General features: G+C 40.2%; 15 protein-coding genes. 8 read left to right on the plus strand and 7 right to left on the minus strand.

Features of this window, described 5'->3' with window-relative positions:
* The first annotated feature begins 80 nt into the window (after window positions 1-80).
* The 8 genes from CL667_01440 to pssA all read left to right on the plus strand — a co-directional run bounded on the left by CL667_01440 (window position 81) and on the right by pssA (window position 7,156).
* Window positions 81-560 (plus strand): hypothetical protein, encoded by a 480-nt coding sequence (locus CL667_01440; protein ID MAL16346.1) that lies wholly within the window; start codon window positions 81-83, stop codon window positions 558-560.
* A 78-nt stretch (window positions 561-638) separates the two neighbouring features.
* Window positions 639-1,490 carry a shikimate dehydrogenase gene (gene aroE, locus CL667_01445; GenBank protein ID MAL16347.1) on the plus strand — a complete coding sequence of 284 codons (852 nt, stop codon included), beginning with the start codon at window positions 639-641 and terminating at the stop codon, window positions 1,488-1,490.
* The gene (locus CL667_01450) at window positions 1,471-2,220 is read left to right on the plus strand and encodes a polyphenol oxidoreductase (GenBank protein ID MAL16348.1); all 750 of its coding nucleotides are present in this window, start codon (window positions 1,471-1,473) and stop codon (window positions 2,218-2,220) included. The genes aroE and CL667_01450 overlap by 20 nt, the downstream gene beginning before the upstream one ends.
* A 19-nt stretch (window positions 2,221-2,239) precedes the next feature.
* Complete coding sequence (locus CL667_01455; protein ID MAL16349.1) at window positions 2,240-3,139, plus strand: hypothetical protein; 900 nt, start codon at window positions 2,240-2,242, stop codon at window positions 3,137-3,139.
* A gap of 44 nt (window positions 3,140-3,183) precedes the next feature.
* Window positions 3,184-4,329 carry a 1-deoxy-D-xylulose-5-phosphate reductoisomerase gene (locus tag CL667_01460; protein ID MAL16350.1) on the plus strand — a complete coding sequence of 382 codons (1,146 nt, stop codon included), beginning with the start codon at window positions 3,184-3,186 and terminating at the stop codon, window positions 4,327-4,329.
* Between the two features lie 4 nt (window positions 4,330-4,333).
* Window positions 4,334-5,674 carry an RIP metalloprotease RseP gene (gene rseP / locus CL667_01465; protein MAL16351.1) on the plus strand — a complete coding sequence of 447 codons (1,341 nt, stop codon included), beginning with the start codon at window positions 4,334-4,336 and terminating at the stop codon, window positions 5,672-5,674.
* 1 nt (window position 5,675) lies between these two features.
* A complete protein-coding gene (locus tag CL667_01470) occupies window positions 5,676-6,326 on the plus strand; it encodes a phosphatidylserine decarboxylase family protein (GenBank protein MAL16352.1) in 651 nt (216 codons plus the stop codon).
* Window positions 6,326-7,156: a CDP-diacylglycerol--serine O-phosphatidyltransferase gene (gene pssA, locus CL667_01475; protein MAL16353.1), complete on the plus strand. Its 831-nt coding sequence runs from the start codon at window positions 6,326-6,328 to the stop codon at window positions 7,154-7,156. The genes CL667_01470 and pssA overlap by 1 nt, the downstream gene beginning before the upstream one ends.
* Here pssA and CL667_01480 read toward each other — a convergent pair.
* From CL667_01480 to CL667_01510, 7 genes are read right to left on the minus strand one after another with little or no spacing between them, the layout of a single operon-like run.
* Window positions 7,147-8,241, minus strand: coding sequence for a UDP-N-acetylglucosamine 2-epimerase (non-hydrolyzing) (locus tag CL667_01480; GenBank protein ID MAL16354.1), 1,095 nt, complete (start codon window positions 8,239-8,241; stop codon window positions 7,147-7,149). The two genes, pssA and CL667_01480, sit on opposite strands and share 10 nt — an antisense overlap.
* Window positions 8,238-9,269 (minus strand): hypothetical protein, encoded by a 1,032-nt coding sequence (locus CL667_01485; GenBank protein MAL16355.1) that lies wholly within the window; start codon window positions 9,267-9,269, stop codon window positions 8,238-8,240. Before CL667_01485 ends, CL667_01480 begins: the two co-directional genes overlap by 4 nt.
* Window positions 9,266-10,801, minus strand: coding sequence for a hypothetical protein (locus tag CL667_01490; protein MAL16356.1), 1,536 nt, complete (start codon window positions 10,799-10,801; stop codon window positions 9,266-9,268). The genes CL667_01485 and CL667_01490 overlap by 4 nt, the downstream gene beginning before the upstream one ends.
* Entirely contained in the window at window positions 10,798-12,201 is a 1,404-nt protein-coding gene (locus tag CL667_01495) for a hypothetical protein (protein MAL16357.1), read from the minus strand. The genes CL667_01490 and CL667_01495 overlap by 4 nt, the downstream gene beginning before the upstream one ends.
* Window positions 12,188-13,210: a hypothetical protein gene (locus CL667_01500; GenBank protein ID MAL16358.1), complete on the minus strand. Its 1,023-nt coding sequence runs from the start codon at window positions 13,208-13,210 to the stop codon at window positions 12,188-12,190. Before CL667_01500 ends, CL667_01495 begins: the two co-directional genes overlap by 14 nt.
* A 12-nt stretch (window positions 13,211-13,222) precedes the next feature.
* A complete protein-coding gene (locus CL667_01505; GenBank protein ID MAL16359.1) occupies window positions 13,223-14,164 on the minus strand; it encodes a hypothetical protein in 942 nt (313 codons plus the stop codon).
* A complete protein-coding gene (locus tag CL667_01510) occupies window positions 14,161-15,150 on the minus strand; it encodes a hypothetical protein (GenBank protein MAL16360.1) in 990 nt (329 codons plus the stop codon). Before CL667_01510 ends, CL667_01505 begins: the two co-directional genes overlap by 4 nt.
* Window positions 15,151-15,164 lie beyond the last annotated feature (14 nt).

The following is a 15,164-nucleotide window of genomic DNA, read 5'->3' on the forward strand; positions in this document are numbered from 1 at the left end:
ATGAGTCCTGCCTTTTTCCATGACACCCAGTTCATCAAAAGAATACAATTCTAACGATCATAACTACGAAGCAATAAATTATGGCGCACGAACGAATCGAAATTGATCTACCTCTTGCCAAAGTATACGAGCTCTTAAGTAACCCTGTTGAGTTCCCAAAATTTTTGGACCGCATTGATTTAGTTGAGAAAATTAATTCTCAGACTTTTGAGTTCAAAACTGACATTGGTGGAGAAGAATATAAGTGGACTACTAATCTAATCGATAATCTTCGTAACACCCGTTTTGCTTGGATTACTATTAATGGCAATCTAAACCAAACCGGAACAATCCGTTTCACTCCACTTGACAATGGTGAACGAACACGCGTTGAATTTTCTTTGGATTACCGCACATTTTTCGGCGATCCTGAAGAAGAATTGGCTTCTTTCATTGAAGATTCTCCTGCACAGCTTAAGAAAGACCTTGAGAAATTTAAGGAATTAGCTGAAGGCGGAACTTTCAAGGAAACTCCAATTGAATCAACAGAAGAGACCGAGGAAGAAGAAGTAACCGCATAAGGTATTTCATTATTTTATACACATTACTTGATGCGCATCTTTAGGATGCGCATTTTTTTTGTCCAAATTTAAGAGCCTATGGATTTCAGCGAGTTTTTAGCATCCGAATCAAGCCGACAGCCGCACTATTTGCTTATTGGCAGTCCCATAAATCACAGTGTCTCACCATTGATGCACAATACAGCCTTAGATCATCATGGTTTAAAGGCGAGCTATCACGCCGTGGGCGTACGGAACAGTGAGATTTCTACCCTTATCGCTCACTTTAACAGGCTTGAGTTTCTTGGAGCCAATATTACCATTCCCTACAAAGAGACTTTATATGATGCGATGGATACTCTTGGTATGGAAGCAGCTCAGATTGGTGCCATTAACACCATTGTGAAAAGAGATGGTAAAATTGTCGGAGAAAATACGGATGAGTATGGTTTCAGAGTTCCCATTGAGGAATATGAAGATGAACTAGCCGGAGAACGAGCAATTATTTTTGGAACCGGAGGTGCGACTAAAGCTATTTGTTATGCACTTCGTGAAATGGGTATTGAAGAAATTGTAATGGTTTCAAGGCGGCCGGGGCAGTATGATGAAAGATCTGATATCGTTATGTGCAATTATGAGAACTGGTCTGCCTACGCAGAAGATTCAGCGATTATCATAAATGCGACTCCGCTTGGAATGGTACCGAATACTGATGCTTCGCCAGTTAAAGATCATGAAGCTGAAGTCCTTGCGGGTAAAATTTGCTATGATGCTGTTTACAATCCCAGAGAAACTAAATTCCTGAAACAAGCGGAAGATGTGGATGGTATTCCAATCGGGGGATTAGATATGTTGATTTATCAGGGAGCAAAATCATTTAAAATGTGGACCGGACAGGAATTCCCTTTAGGACTTATAAAAATGAAGCTGGATGATGTCTTCCCACATTGATTTCATAAAACCCAAACTGTTGAACACTGAACAGATATCGAGCTGGTTTACACTTCGAAATCAGGACTTGGTACAGGAAAAGAGCAGCATTCGCGGTCTTAATTTAGGACTTAATACTTCAGAAAAAGCCTCAGTTGTTTTAAGTAACAGGCAATCCCTGATCAATCAGATTGATGTTGAACCTGATAAAATAGCTTATGCCGTTCAGGTGCATAAGACAGATGTGAGAGAGATAAGTAAAGGAGGTGTCTTTGAGGATACCGATGGATTTGTATCTAACACTCCGGGTTTAGCCTTAGCAATACAGGTTGCTGATTGTGCCGCTATTCTATTTGGTGATGATAAGAACGAAGTAATTGGTGCAGCACATGCTGGATGGAGAGGAGCAGCGGGTGGAATTGTCCCTGAGACTATTTCAAAAATGAAAAGTTTGGGCGCAGAGTCTGAATCTATAAAGGTCTTTGTAAGCCCGTGTATATCACTTGAGAACTTTGAAGTGGGAGAGGAGGTTGCTTCTGAGTTTCCGGATCAGTTTGTAGATAGAACGAATTATGCAAAACCTCATGTTGATTTGAAAGCATTCATCAAATACCAGCTATTAAATGAAGGTATTAATGAACAGAATATTGAAATAGATGCTTCCTGCACCATCAGTAATGAAAATTTTTATTCATACCGTCGTCAAAAAGAACAAAGCGGACGAATGATGGGAATCATAAAGCTAAACTAACAAAAGCAGTTAATTTACATTGAGAGTCAGTTACAGTCCCGGATATTACGCTACTATTCCTGATGAACATATTTTCCCAATGAAGAAATTCAAAGGGCTTCACTCTTATCTTTTGAACAAAAGAATACTGTCAGAGTCAGAGATTGTTGAACCTTCAATGGCAGACCAGTCTAATCTTATCACAGCTCACACTCAAAGATATGTGAAGGCAATACTGAACGGCACACTTGATCGAAAGGAAGAGCGGCGAATGGGTTTGCCATGGACTCAATCGTTAGCTGTACGATCTAGATTAGCTGTTCAGGGAACCCTCAATGCAGGTCTGATGGCATTGCAAGATGGAATAGCAGGTAATCTTGCCGGCGGAACACACCACGCTATGCCTGATCTGGGAGAAGGTTTTTGTGTATTCAATGATGTTGCAGTTGCTATAAAAGTACTTCAACAATCTAAGTGGGTAAACAAGGTAATGGTGATTGATTGTGATGTCCATCAAGGGAATGGAACTGCTTATATATTTGCAGATGATCCTAGTGTATTTACATTTTCAATTCATGGAGCTAAGAACTATCCATTTAAGAAACCACCATCTGATTTGGATATTGGCCTTCCTGATAAAACGGAGGATAGTGAATATCACAAATCACTAATTGCAGCGCTTGACTCTATTCTCAATGATTTCGAGCCTGACCTTGTTTACTATTTAGGCGGAATAGATCCGCTTGCTACCGATCACTTTGGAAGACTTTCGCTAACACTAAAGGGACTTCGAGAGCGAGAGCGTATTGTTATAGAAACCATCACACAAAAAAATTACCCTTTGGTTCTATTACTTTCTGGTGGATATGCACCGACGTTGGAAGAAACAGTTATTGCCCATGCACAAATGTATGAAGTGGCAAAAGAAATGGGGTTTTGAATAATCATTTCTTAATTTGAGGAAGAACTAAATCAAGATAGATTTTGAATAAACAAAAATTGGCTATTCTTGGATCAACGGGATCCATTGGTACACAAGCACTTGACATTGTACGCCAGCATCCGGACAAATTTGAAGTAATTGCACTTACTGCTCATTCAAATTGGGAGTTACTGGCTCAACAGGTAAAAGAATTCACTCCAAGCTTTGCAGCAATTAGCAATGAAGACCATCTCGACGATTTAAAAGCAACGGTTTCCGGAGTTGAGATTATTTCCGGATCAGAAAACTTGCCATCCATAGCTACCTTGGATGAAGCCGATATTATCTTGAACAGTTTGGTTGGTTTTGCCGGTTTTGAATCTACTCTTGAAGCCATTCGGTCAGGAAAAAAGGTAGCACTTGCCAATAAAGAGTCACTGGTAGTAGGTGGGGCGCTGATTAATCAAGAGCTTCAAAAAACAGATGCCAAACTTATTCCGGTCGATTCTGAACACAGTGCTATGTTGCAGTGCCTTGTTGGGGAGTCTATGGATGATATTGAGAAGATCATAATCACTGCCAGCGGTGGACCTTTTCGTGAGTTTAGCAAAAAACAGATGGAAGAGGTGACGGTTGAACAGGCCTTGAATCACCCTAACTGGAACATGGGTGCAAAGATTACGATCGATTCATCTACCATGATGAATAAAGGACTTGAAATTATTGAAGCGCATTGGCTTTTTGATATTCCTGTTGAGAAGATAGAGCCTGTTGTTCATCCTCAAAGTATTATTCATTCTATGGTAACTTTTATAGATGGTTCAAGTAAAGCCCAGCTTGGTTTGCCGGACATGAAAGTACCCATTATTTATGCACTAAGTTATCCGGAAAGATTGGACCTGGAAACCCCAAGAATGAACTGGCAGGAAGCACAGAATCTTACTTTTGAACCCGTTGATTTTGAACGGTTTCCCTGTGTGAAGTTAGCAATGGATAGTCTTAAAGAAAGTGATTATGCTCCGGCCGTTTTAAATGCGGCTAATGAAGTAGCTGTAGACCGCTTTTTGAACAAAGAAATTGGTTATATTTCAATTTCTAAAATTGTAGAAAAAAGTTTGGCTAAAATAGAATCAAGCGATAGTTTGAACGTAGAGACGCTAAAAGAAATAGACAAAGAGACGCGCATTTACGCGGCTTCAATTAAATAATTATATGGACTGGTTTTTAAACTTATTAAACACAATTCTGATTTTTGGCGGGGCTTTGATGATCCTCGTTTTTATACATGAGTTGGGGCATTACCTTGCTGCAAAGTTTTTTGGTATGCGAGTAGAACGTTTTTCAATTGGTTTCCCTCCACGAATTTGGGGTTTCCAAAAAGGAGATACTGACTATTGTATCGGTGCCACTCCTTTGGGAGGTTATGTGAAGATTACCGGTATGATTGACGAAAGCATGGATACCGAGCATTTGGATAAAGAACCCGAAGAATGGGAGTACCGAAGCAAACCGGTTTGGCAAAGGATTGTAACTATAACTGCCGGTGTAATATTTAATATGATTCTGGCTTTCTTTATCTATTTTGGACTTACTTTCTCGCAAGGTAAAGCCGTTCTTCCTATAGAGGAAACTGACGGTATTTATGTGCCGGAAACATCCATTTTATATGAAATCGGCTTCCAAACCGGCGATAAGATTGTTGGGGTTAACAACCAGCGGGTTCAGTATTTCAACGAACTAGTTTCTGCATCCGAGCTTACTTCAAGTGATTTAAATTATACTGTACTTAGAAATGGAGGAGAGGTTAATGTATCAGTTTCTCCAAATTACTTAGATAGCATTCAAACCCGCGGTTTTTTAGATCCTTCTTATATACTTCCAAGTTCGGTTTCATCAGTCCCTGCCGGCCGCCCTGCAGCTGATGCAGGTTTAAAAGCAGGAGATCGAATTGTTTCAGCTGATGGTGAACCGGTAAAATATTGGATTCAGCTGGTGGAAATCATTCAAAATGCAGATACAGCAGTTACATTCGGAGTACAAAGGGAAGATTCTCTTTTCTATGCTTCCATCACTCCAGATCAGGAAACCAAAACCATTGGAATTGCTTCACCAAATCCCCAAACTTTAGGATTTGAGCGTATTGATTACGGATTTTTGGAATCTTTAGAGGAAGGATATAATCAAACAGTAGAGCAAACGGTTGGTATTATCCAAGGATTTACGCGAATGATTACAGGTGATATTTCAGTATCTCAAAACTTAGGTGGGCCTATTGCAATTGCCAGTATTACCCGCGAGGCTACAGATCAGGCCGGGTGGATCGGCTTTTGGAATATCACGGCTTTACTTAGTATCACCCTCGCTATTTTGAACATTCTTCCAATTCCGGCATTAGATGGTGGGCATCTCGTATTCTTAATTTATGAAGGAGTCACCAGACGTGAACCCTCAGAAAAAGTACGTATGGTTGCTCAGCAAATAGGGTTCTTCATTATGGTTGGACTTTTCATTTTTGTTATGTTTAATGACGCATTCAGATATTTCGGACTCTAATATGCTCGCACGCGACGGTTATTCCACAATTGCTTTTATTCTCATCATTTCTGCATTGGTTTGTGGTTTCGCGTTTTATTTTCTCGATCATTGGTTCGCATATTTAATTTATGCTGTAATGGCTTCACTGTCTGGATTGATTATTTACTTTTTCAGAGATCCCGACAGAACAATTCCAGAAGGAGAGAATCTGGTAATTTCACCTGCCGATGGAAAAGTTGTTTTTGTGAAAGAGATAGAGGAGGGTGTTTATTTGAAAGGCAAAGCAACTCAGATTAGTATTTTTCTGTCGCCTTTGAATGTACATGTGAACCGAAATCCAGTTTCTGGCTCACTGGAGTACTTGAAATATCATCCCGGTGAATATTTAATGGCATGGACTGAACATGCCTCCGAGCTTAACGAACGTGCAGATTTTGGAGTACTTCACCCCTCAAATACAAAGATATTTTTCCGACAAATAACCGGATTTTTAGCACGTCGCATTGTATATAATATCAATGAAGGCGATACACTTAAAGCTGGAGAACGTTTTGGGATTATGAAATTCGGCTCACGAATGGATGTTGTTGTTCCAGAGAATGTAGAAGTGAAAGTACAACCCGGAGATACCACTGTAGCCGGCGAATCTGTGATTGGAGTAATCAACTGATGAAATATCCCATTCAAAAAAAATATCACTCTTTTAAGGAGCGCCAGAAAAGGCGTAAAGAAAGTAAACCACCGGTAAACAGGAAAATTGCTGTTCCAAGTTTCTTTACCCTTATGAACTTGTTCAGTGGCTTTTTGGCAATCATTTCCATCTCTGACGGAGAATTTGTAAGAGCTGCTTGGCTTATCGCTCTAGCTGGATTATTTGATGTTTTTGATGGGTTGATGGCCCGTTTAGCAGATGCTACCAGCGATTTCGGTATTGAACTCGATTCCATCAGTGATATGGTTTCCTTTGGGGTAGCACCTGGCTTTTTGATGTACACCTGGTCTCTTCATGAGCTGGGTTTTGTTGGTATTATCGTGAGCGCTTTACCGCCTCTTTGTGGAGCAGTTAGATTGGCGCGATTTAATGTAAACGCACGACTTCAACCTACTAAAGACTTTTTTATTGGGCTCCCAATTCCGGCTCAGGCTATTATTTTAGGGGCTTTCTTCCTGACTTTTAGAGATTCACTCGAGATCTTTTCATTCCTTGAAAACGGGGTGAACTCAGCGCTCATTCCCATTATTGTAGTTATTTCATTTCTGATGGTCAGTACACTTCCATTTGACAAAATCCCCCGATTTGATCGCAAAACAATCCGCCAAAATCGAGGTAAGTTTATTCTTTTCTTTGTCTATCTGATACTTATCCTGGCATTTCAAGAGTATGGGCTAATGGCCGTATTTACCATTTTTATGCTGAAGGGAATAGTAATTGGAGCAATACAGTTTTTCACGGATGATTACGGTCCTGAAGGGGTAGATAAATTTCAGGACTACAGCTGATTTAAAAGTACTTCACGAATCTTTTCAGCTGCTTTTCCATCTCCAAAAATAGATGATTTATCTTGACTAGAATTTGAAACAAGCTGATCATTGACTTCAGAAACTATTCTCTCAAATTCTGTACCAACCAATGTTCCCAAACCGGAATCAATAAGTTCTTGCCTTTCCGTTTCATTTCTTAGCACAAGTACATGTTTTCCCAGAGCAGAAGCTTCTTCCTGTATTCCTCCTGAATCGCTTAAAATAACATCGGCTCTATCGAGTACATGCAGAAAAGAAAGATAGTCAAAAGGGGAAGTTTGTAAGAGCCTCTCATTTTGAACTCCGGATTCCAAAAGAGCTTTCTCTATATTTGGATTGGGATGAGCCGGGAAGATTACCTTTAAATTTTGGTGGCTTTCTAAAAGGTGATTTACCGCTTTAAAAATATCCAATAAGGGCTTACCGTGATTTTCCCGTCGGTGAGCTGTTAGAACCAATAGCTTGTCCTGAGAGTGGATCTTTGAGAGAATATCAGGTTGTGCAGTATCATATTCTTTGGAACTCTGAATGAACTCCATGGCATCAATTACCGTATTTCCTGTGACAGTAATCTGTTCAGAAGAAATTCCCTCATCCAATAAATTCTTTTGGTTAAGCTGAGTTGGAGCGAAATGGTGATGTGCAAGATGTGAAATCTGCTTGCGGTTCATCTCTTCAGGAAAAGGATTGTATGGATTGTGGCTTCGCAAACCTGCTTCGACATGGAGAACAGGTATCCGCTTATAAAAAGCTGCTAAGGCGGTTAAGTAAGAAGTCGTCGTATCGCCCTGAACAATAACATAATCAGGCTCTGCCTCCTGCAGCGTATCTTTTAGTTTAGGAAGAAGTCTCTGGGTCAGCTCAAATAAATCCTGCCCCGGCTGCATGATATTCAGGTTTATATCCGGTTCAATCCGAAACAAGGAAAGCATGGGATTAACCAATTCTTTATGCTGTCCGGAATGCAAGACTGTTAATTCAAAATTTCCCTTCAGTTCCTTTATTACAGGTGCCAGCTTGATGACTTCAGGTCGAGTGCCAAATGCGATTAAAACTTTCTTCATGCCAATACCTTTTTATACTGATCTGAAGTTTGCTCAGCTACTTTAGTCCATGTAAAATTAGAAAGAATATGATCTTTTAAATTCTCTGAGGATTTCTTCTTTAGAGCTTTCTGTATTCCATTCAAAATAGAGTCAGTTGAATCGGGATTAATAAACTCAGCAAAGCCCTCAAAATAATCTTTAGTTCCGCCTTTTTGGGTGATAACAATCTGTGATCCCGCTAAAGCTGCTTCCATGGCTGCAATTCCCGGAGTCTCGAATTGGGAGGGGAGTACAAAAACTTTACTTGCTGCATAAGCCGAGGCTAATAATTCTGAGTTATGATCCAAAGTCTCAATCAATGTAACATTGCCGGCTTTTTGGGCTAGATCTAAACATCTCCTGCTATATTCATCTTTATAGAATGAGCCAATAATCACTATCTGAGCGTCAACCTTAGAGGCAGCTTCCAAAAGTTTGATTACATTTTTCCGTTTTGCTCCCGCTTGACCCACAAAAAGTACAAAGTCTTTCAAGCCATATTTTTCTACAAACAGATCAGGTTTTGATTCCGTGAAAAAGGTTTCGACTCCGTTGGGAACTACGTTGAGTTTACTAGAAGGTATTGAAAAGCCCTCTTGTATAAGCTGAGCCTCTTCAGAAGTGTTTGGCAGTATTATGTTCGCTTTATCACATAGCTCGGCTTTAATGCTAAAATCAGACCGCACAGCACCAGATATGGTATCGCTAAGCTGCTCAAGTTTTAGAAATCGTTTTATCACTGCTGCATTTCGATTAGAAAAGAAAACGGGAGAAAGTACGATTGGAATGTTTTGAGCATGTAACTGATCAACAATACCTACATTTTCTATGGAAGCCCCAAAAACATGAACCAAATCGATAGATTTTGATTCTAGTTCATCCCAGGGAGAAAGAAGAACGGGTTCTACATCATATTTCTGAATATGGTGAATAGTTTGTAGGGCTTGCGTTCGGAGTCCTCCGTTTACGGCTGCAATACTCATTGGCGCTATATAACCCACTTTCATAGCTTAATCCTGTTTTTCCAATCTAAAAGTGATGTCTTCAAAAGTCTGAGATCTTTATTTCTCAGCTTATGAACCTGTTCAGATTCAAGAAGATAGGAGTTCGAATACTTAAATTTTGGTGTTTTTGGAAGGTCAATGTTACTCCCAGTGTCATCAGTCAAATCAAAGCCATCCATAGAGGTTGAAACCTGAAGTAACACATTCTGTTGTGAGTCACTTTGGATTTCAAGCATACCGTCATTTGACCAAGCCTCAAATTTAAACTCTTTCCTTCGTTTCCAGAAACCGGCGTATTCAGAGAAGGTTAAGTTCTCAAAAGGGAGGGAACTGACTTTTTTCAGAATAGCATCAATAACATCCAAACCCGGCTGCAAGGGGTGGTGATAAAAAAATACTGGTTCGAATCTACCTAGCTTTTGATTGAGGACTTGTTCGAAATAGACTTCCATATCTGAATAGGAATATCTTCTGCGATTCAAACTTCCTGTACAAATAGGATGAATTGGAATCTGAAGGGGTAGATTCTCATTGGCAGGTTCAACAGGATAGCCATCATACGCCAAAGTAAATTCAGAACTGTAGACGAAAGATTTTTCACTTAATGATTTTTCTAAAGCCTCATTCCAAATTCCATAAGGGGCACAAAATCCATCAATGTTAATTCCTGCTTCTTCTAGCTTTTCTTCCCCGATTTCAATATTCCTTACTGTTTTATGATATGAGGAGGAAGTGCCGTGTTCATAACCGTGGAGGGCAATTTCCTGCTTTTCCATTTCCTTAAAGTGATTAAGCCATTCTTCATGCGCTTCAACGTGAAGAAACCAGGTTCCGGCTATATCGTGTCTCTTCAATACATCGTATAAGTCATGAATGGATTTTTGATCTCCAAAATCACTGTCAACTCGAAAGCCAAATACCGGTTTCTCTGTGGGTGAAGTCCATTTAGATATAAAGGGGAGTCCCTGATGGTAATGAAGCTCTTTTAACGTGGCAGCAAAAAGTTCAAGCAATTCATGTTTGGAAACTTTACTTACAATCTCGTCAGGATTTTCGCCGGCAGAACTGTAAAACCGCTTGCGCATGTATCCTGACTGTTGAGTCAGAGATGCTAAATTAGCTCCAAAAAAGCCGATAGCACCCTTTTTTTGTTTCTGAAAATGAATCAGGCCTTCAAATAGCTCTGAATCGTTATGTAACCTCACATTTTCAAAAAGATCAACAAATGAAATATGTTCAAAGCTTTTATGTCGAGTATTTCGGGTTAGGGTTTGAACCGATGAATTTTTGGTATCGCTCTTTTTGGTGAATATCAGGTTGTCTTCGATCTCAAGAATGCTTCCGGAGTTATTGAGATAGACTTTCAATAATTCAACTTGATCAGATTCAGGCTGATCATTTAGGATTATTACGCTATAGTTTTGAGCTAAGGACTTGCTGTAATCAACCTGTTCAAACCAGACTCCAAGGTAATTCAGGACAGCATCCCAATCAGGAGTACGTTTTTGGATCGCTATGCATAAACGCCTTCTCATCCTGATATTTTCTCCATTGCCCAGTCGTATTGTTCCCGGCTAAAAATCCCGAACTTAATGGTTACTGCTACAAAGATAATGGATGCAATCAGTGCATTTAGCAGCGGCATAAGCGGACTCATTGTAAACACGAAGAACAGCAAAATTGCCACCGGATAGCAAATCAATAAAGGTTTAAGATAATTTAGGGGAACTACTTTCCTAAACCAGAAATAAGTGAATAATGTGATGATGACTTCAGCCGCAGATACTGATATTGCCACCTTCAATGAATCTCCGAAAGCCGCAAAACTGAATATCAGAATCGCTGAAATGGTTCCTCCAAAGCAGGTGGCTAAGAAGTATTCTTTGTCTCTATTGGTGGCAATCAAACCAAAAGAAAAAAGACTGTTAATAAAAGTAGCCGCAATTAGAATAGATAAGATTTGCAATAGAATAACACTCTCAGCGTATTGTGCACCATAAAGAATCTGAATGATTTGCTCAGCGCCGATGGCAGTAATCATAGCAATCAGTGCTCCTCCCGCTGCGACTAAGCGAAATACAGCCTCAATCCTTTTAGTAGCCATTACGCGGTCTATGCTCCAAAGCGAAGAAAGGTTGGGTAGAAGTAAATTCACAAAAACACGGTCAATCATCATGGCTATGATGACAATTCGGAAAGCCGCTCCATATAATCCGGCTGCTTTAAGCGACATAATGCCACCGATGAGGATAGGCGGTAAAAGGTGAACAATCTGGGCAAAGAATTTCCCAAGACCCAGAATAGAACTTGTTTTAAGGAGATCAGAATATACCTGAACCCCACGGGAAGGGAGAGAAAATGGCTTATCCTTAATGGCAAAGGTGCCAAGGGTTAAGGCTGCTACAGCAATGCCGGCTGTATATAAAACAGGAACCAGTGTGACATCTTCAACAGATTCAACCATGAAATAGACCAAAAGAAAGTAAGCTAAGCCGTTTAGAACTTTAGAAAGGGCGATTTTACCAAACTCTTGCTTACCGGAATAGAACCATTCCATTAAAGCTATATAAGGAATAATGGAGTACAGGTACCCTAAAATGACCTGTTTTTCAATTTCTCCTGCATTTACAGTGGAGACCACAATGGTAGAAATAATCAGTACAACGATACCGAGGACCAATTTCATCCTGAATATTTCCAGAACTCTGAAAATCCTTTTTGAAGGCTCCTTCGCTGTTTCCCGAGTTCCAATACTTATTAAGGCCATGTCTGAAACCCAGGTAGCATAACCAAGAATAGATATAGCAACCGTAATTAGCCCATAAAACTCTGAGCCAAGGGTTCGAGCCAGATAAATAGACGTAAGAAATGAAAGTCCCCGTCCGGCAACATCACCAACAGCAATCCAAAATGCTTTTTCTTTAAGCCTGGCCATTAATAATTGAGTCTATTTGCTGAGTGAGTAATGATTTCAGTTCTTCCGGTTTATTAAAAAGCTGCACATTGGTTTTGTTTCCTTCTTCGGATAGGCATCCAAGGTCGGGGGCAATGATGTGTTTGTTGTATGCTTTTGCCATGTGATATCCGCCGGAGGATAAAATTTCCCGGTAGTTAAAAACGCAGATATCAGCAGCGCTATAAAACCAAGGTACACGATCCTCTTCTATAAACTGGGGTATAAGTTGTATCCGGTTGCTTTGCTTTTGTTTCTTTTGAAGTTCTTCATATAAGGAAATATTTCCTTTTTTAACCGGTCCCACTATCAGCAATCTACATTCCTTTTCTAAACCCATGACTAAATCAGCTGTGTGCTCTAACTGTTTGTAGCGGCTGATATTACCAAACATCAATAGTAGCGGTATGTCTTGAGTTAGTTCACATTCATAGTTTTTATTGAGATGGTCTCTGGCTTCAGAACGGTCGATTGGTTTTGCCGGGAATTCAGGATGGGGAACCAATTGAAACTTATCTTTGGGAGCTTCAAGATTCTTACTCATTAAAGTTATTGCTTTCTGGCAATGAACATGAAGCACGTTGGCCCATCTGGCCATCTTCTTATGCAGATACTTATGAAGTGGTAAATAGCGCTGATCGTGTGGAAATTCATTATGCAAAGTCCAAACAATCTTGCCTCCAAGCATCTTAAAGAGCCATATACAGGCTATTTTCCAAGGCATCCCCAGCAAGGACTTAAGATCCTGAAATTCAAACCAGTGATAGTGAAGAATAGCATTTCGGTTAGCAACAATGCCTGCAACCAACTTAAAATGGTTGAAAACACTGATTGACTTAATATCATACTCGTCACCTTCAATCAGATCTTTATATAGGAGATATAAATAATCAGACTTTTTGTGCGAATATCGAATCAAGGGTACCACATAAATCGTGTGCGCATCGTTATTAATTGATGCATATATCTCATCAAGAGATGTAGACTCCATAAAAGTCCTTCTTTAAAATTTGTACTGAATCCCGATGGAATGTACTGTTCCGTAGCCTGTATTGAAAGGAATGAGCGCATAATTAAATGTCACCTCACTAGTCGAGAACGCTGCGCCAAAAGAAACAGGTCGGACGTTATTTTGAGTCTTATAGCCTCCGCTGAGCTGTAAAACTTCAGCAACAGTGAACGAAACCCCAAGATTGAAATATGACCCCGGAACTGTATAATCAGCATAATCTTTGTCCTCGGTTTCAACCAAAGGATAGACATAATCGGCATATGCGGTAAAGAGGATCGGTAAGTCACTATTCTTGGGAGGGCTGAAGTTGATAACATCTACCGAGGTTCCGACTTTGAAATTGGTTGGAAGCGGAGTGGCGTCGATATTGAGGTTTTGCATTTCTCCAAGATTAGAAACAGAAGCTCCAGTACGAACCCTTTCTTCTAAAAATTCACTGGCAATACCAAGATTGAAAGCATAACCATTGGCCCGGTAAGTGAAATTTTCTTCGTTCAAATACTGAACAGCCCCTCCTAAAGCAAAATATTCGAAATCATACGAATAGGCAGCTGCTATGGAGATGTATTGAATTGAGAACTCTCCGGTTGGAGGTCCAGGGTTATTTCTGGATTCGTAGTCATCCGCCCCTGAACTATAAAACGAAAATGCGATAGCCTGACGATCGTTTTTAAAATTCACGCCTCCAAAAATATTAGTGATATTTGCAATCCAGAACGAATAGCCTAGGTCGATGGAAGAACTTTCATTCATAGAAAGCAGAGCGGGATTTGAAAAGATAGAACCCGCCCCGTCAGATATGGAAGTTGTAGCTTCTCCTTTTGACAATGAGTAAGGAGTAGGTGCAATACTTAACACTTCAAATCCACTTCCTTGTGCTAATAAAGTGGCACTGCTTAAAACAATAAATAAACTCAATAATGCTGATTTCATAAATTCAATCGGAGTGAAAATACATGCATGTTAGAAATTTGGTACGGTTCCATCACAAAGGCATAATCGATGGAAGGTGAAAATACATCAAAAGGGAGATGAATGGAAAAACCACTGCTTAAAGCCCAGCTATCAAAATCCTCAGTGTCAGGTAGTTGCCATCCGGCACGAAGGGTAAACCGCTGATGAGCTCTCCAAGAGCTTCCCAAACGTAATTGGGTGGAGCTGGTGTTAATTTCTTCCGAAGAAGTGATAGTAGTTGGGACACCGTCTTCCACAAAAGTAGAGGTTGTTTGAATTTCTGAAGTGTAGGATTGGATCTCAAAATCAGCTGAAACGGTAACCTGATTCTTTTGGTAAGCAACGCCGAGGGTATATCGGGTAGGGAAATTGTTTATAACATCACGGCCCTGTGATAAACCGTATAAGTCCTGAGCATTCCATTTATAATTGGCAAACAAATCTTTGATAGACAAGGCAATATTGGTGTGAATTCCTGCATGATACAATATCCCAAAATCTAAGCCAACGCCAATTGCGTTGTCCAATTCAGAATGGTAGTCAGCCATATTAAACTTAAGGCCGATTCCTGCTTTCATTTTATTACTGAGCCGGATTCCAAAAATACTAGATAGCTGATATTCATTGATATCAAATAAACCGGTTGAGTAACCGCTGACGGTTCGCCCATCGATGTCTTGCACACCTGTTCTAAGCAGATTAAATGATAAGCCAGCCGTTGGAGGGAGTTTAAATTGAACTCCTGAGCTCTGAAATATCCGGTCAAATTGTAGGGCCCCTATACTGAAATCAGCTTGGCGCTTGTCGATAAGCATGGCTGCCTGAGCTGGGTTGTAGTAGGAATAAGCGCCTTCCGTTGTAACGGCCGACATAGCATTCCCCATAGCCATTCCACGGGCGCTATAGCCAATTCTGTTGGATGCTCCAGCAAAACCACCATTTTGAGCATATAAAGAAGGAGAGATCAACAAGGCGATAA

Source organism: Balneola sp. (genome assembly GCA_002694685.1).
GTDB lineage: Bacteria > Bacteroidota > Rhodothermia > Balneolales > Balneolaceae > Gracilimonas.

Bases quoted from the DNA above. Each gene is read 5' to 3' on its own strand.
- rseP (MAL16351.1), top strand. From the start codon at position 4,334: ATGGACTGGTTTTTAAACTTATTAAACACAATTCTGATTTTTGGCGGG.
- CL667_01490 (MAL16356.1), bottom strand. From the start codon at position 10,801: ATGAGAAGGCGTTTATGCATAGCGATCCAAAAACGTACTCCTGATTGG.
- CL667_01500 (MAL16358.1), bottom strand. From the start codon at position 13,210: ATGGAGTCTACATCTCTTGATGAGATATATGCATCAATTAATAACGAT.
- pssA (MAL16353.1), top strand. From the start codon at position 6,326: ATGAAATATCCCATTCAAAAAAAATATCACTCTTTTAAGGAGCGCCAG.
- CL667_01450 (MAL16348.1), top strand. From the start codon at position 1,471: ATGATGTCTTCCCACATTGATTTCATAAAACCCAAACTGTTGAACACT.
- aroE (MAL16347.1), top strand. From the start codon at position 639: ATGGATTTCAGCGAGTTTTTAGCATCCGAATCAAGCCGACAGCCGCAC.
- CL667_01495 (MAL16357.1), bottom strand. From the start codon at position 12,201: ATGGCCAGGCTTAAAGAAAAAGCATTTTGGATTGCTGTTGGTGATGTT.
- CL667_01505 (MAL16359.1), bottom strand. From the start codon at position 14,164: ATGAAATCAGCATTATTGAGTTTATTTATTGTTTTAAGCAGTGCCACT.
- CL667_01440 (MAL16346.1), top strand. From the start codon at position 81: ATGGCGCACGAACGAATCGAAATTGATCTACCTCTTGCCAAAGTATAC.
- CL667_01485 (MAL16355.1), bottom strand. From the start codon at position 9,269: ATGAAAGTGGGTTATATAGCGCCAATGAGTATTGCAGCCGTAAACGGA.
- CL667_01480 (MAL16354.1), bottom strand. From the start codon at position 8,241: ATGAAGAAAGTTTTAATCGCATTTGGCACTCGACCTGAAGTCATCAAG.
- CL667_01470 (MAL16352.1), top strand. From the start codon at position 5,676: ATGCTCGCACGCGACGGTTATTCCACAATTGCTTTTATTCTCATCATT.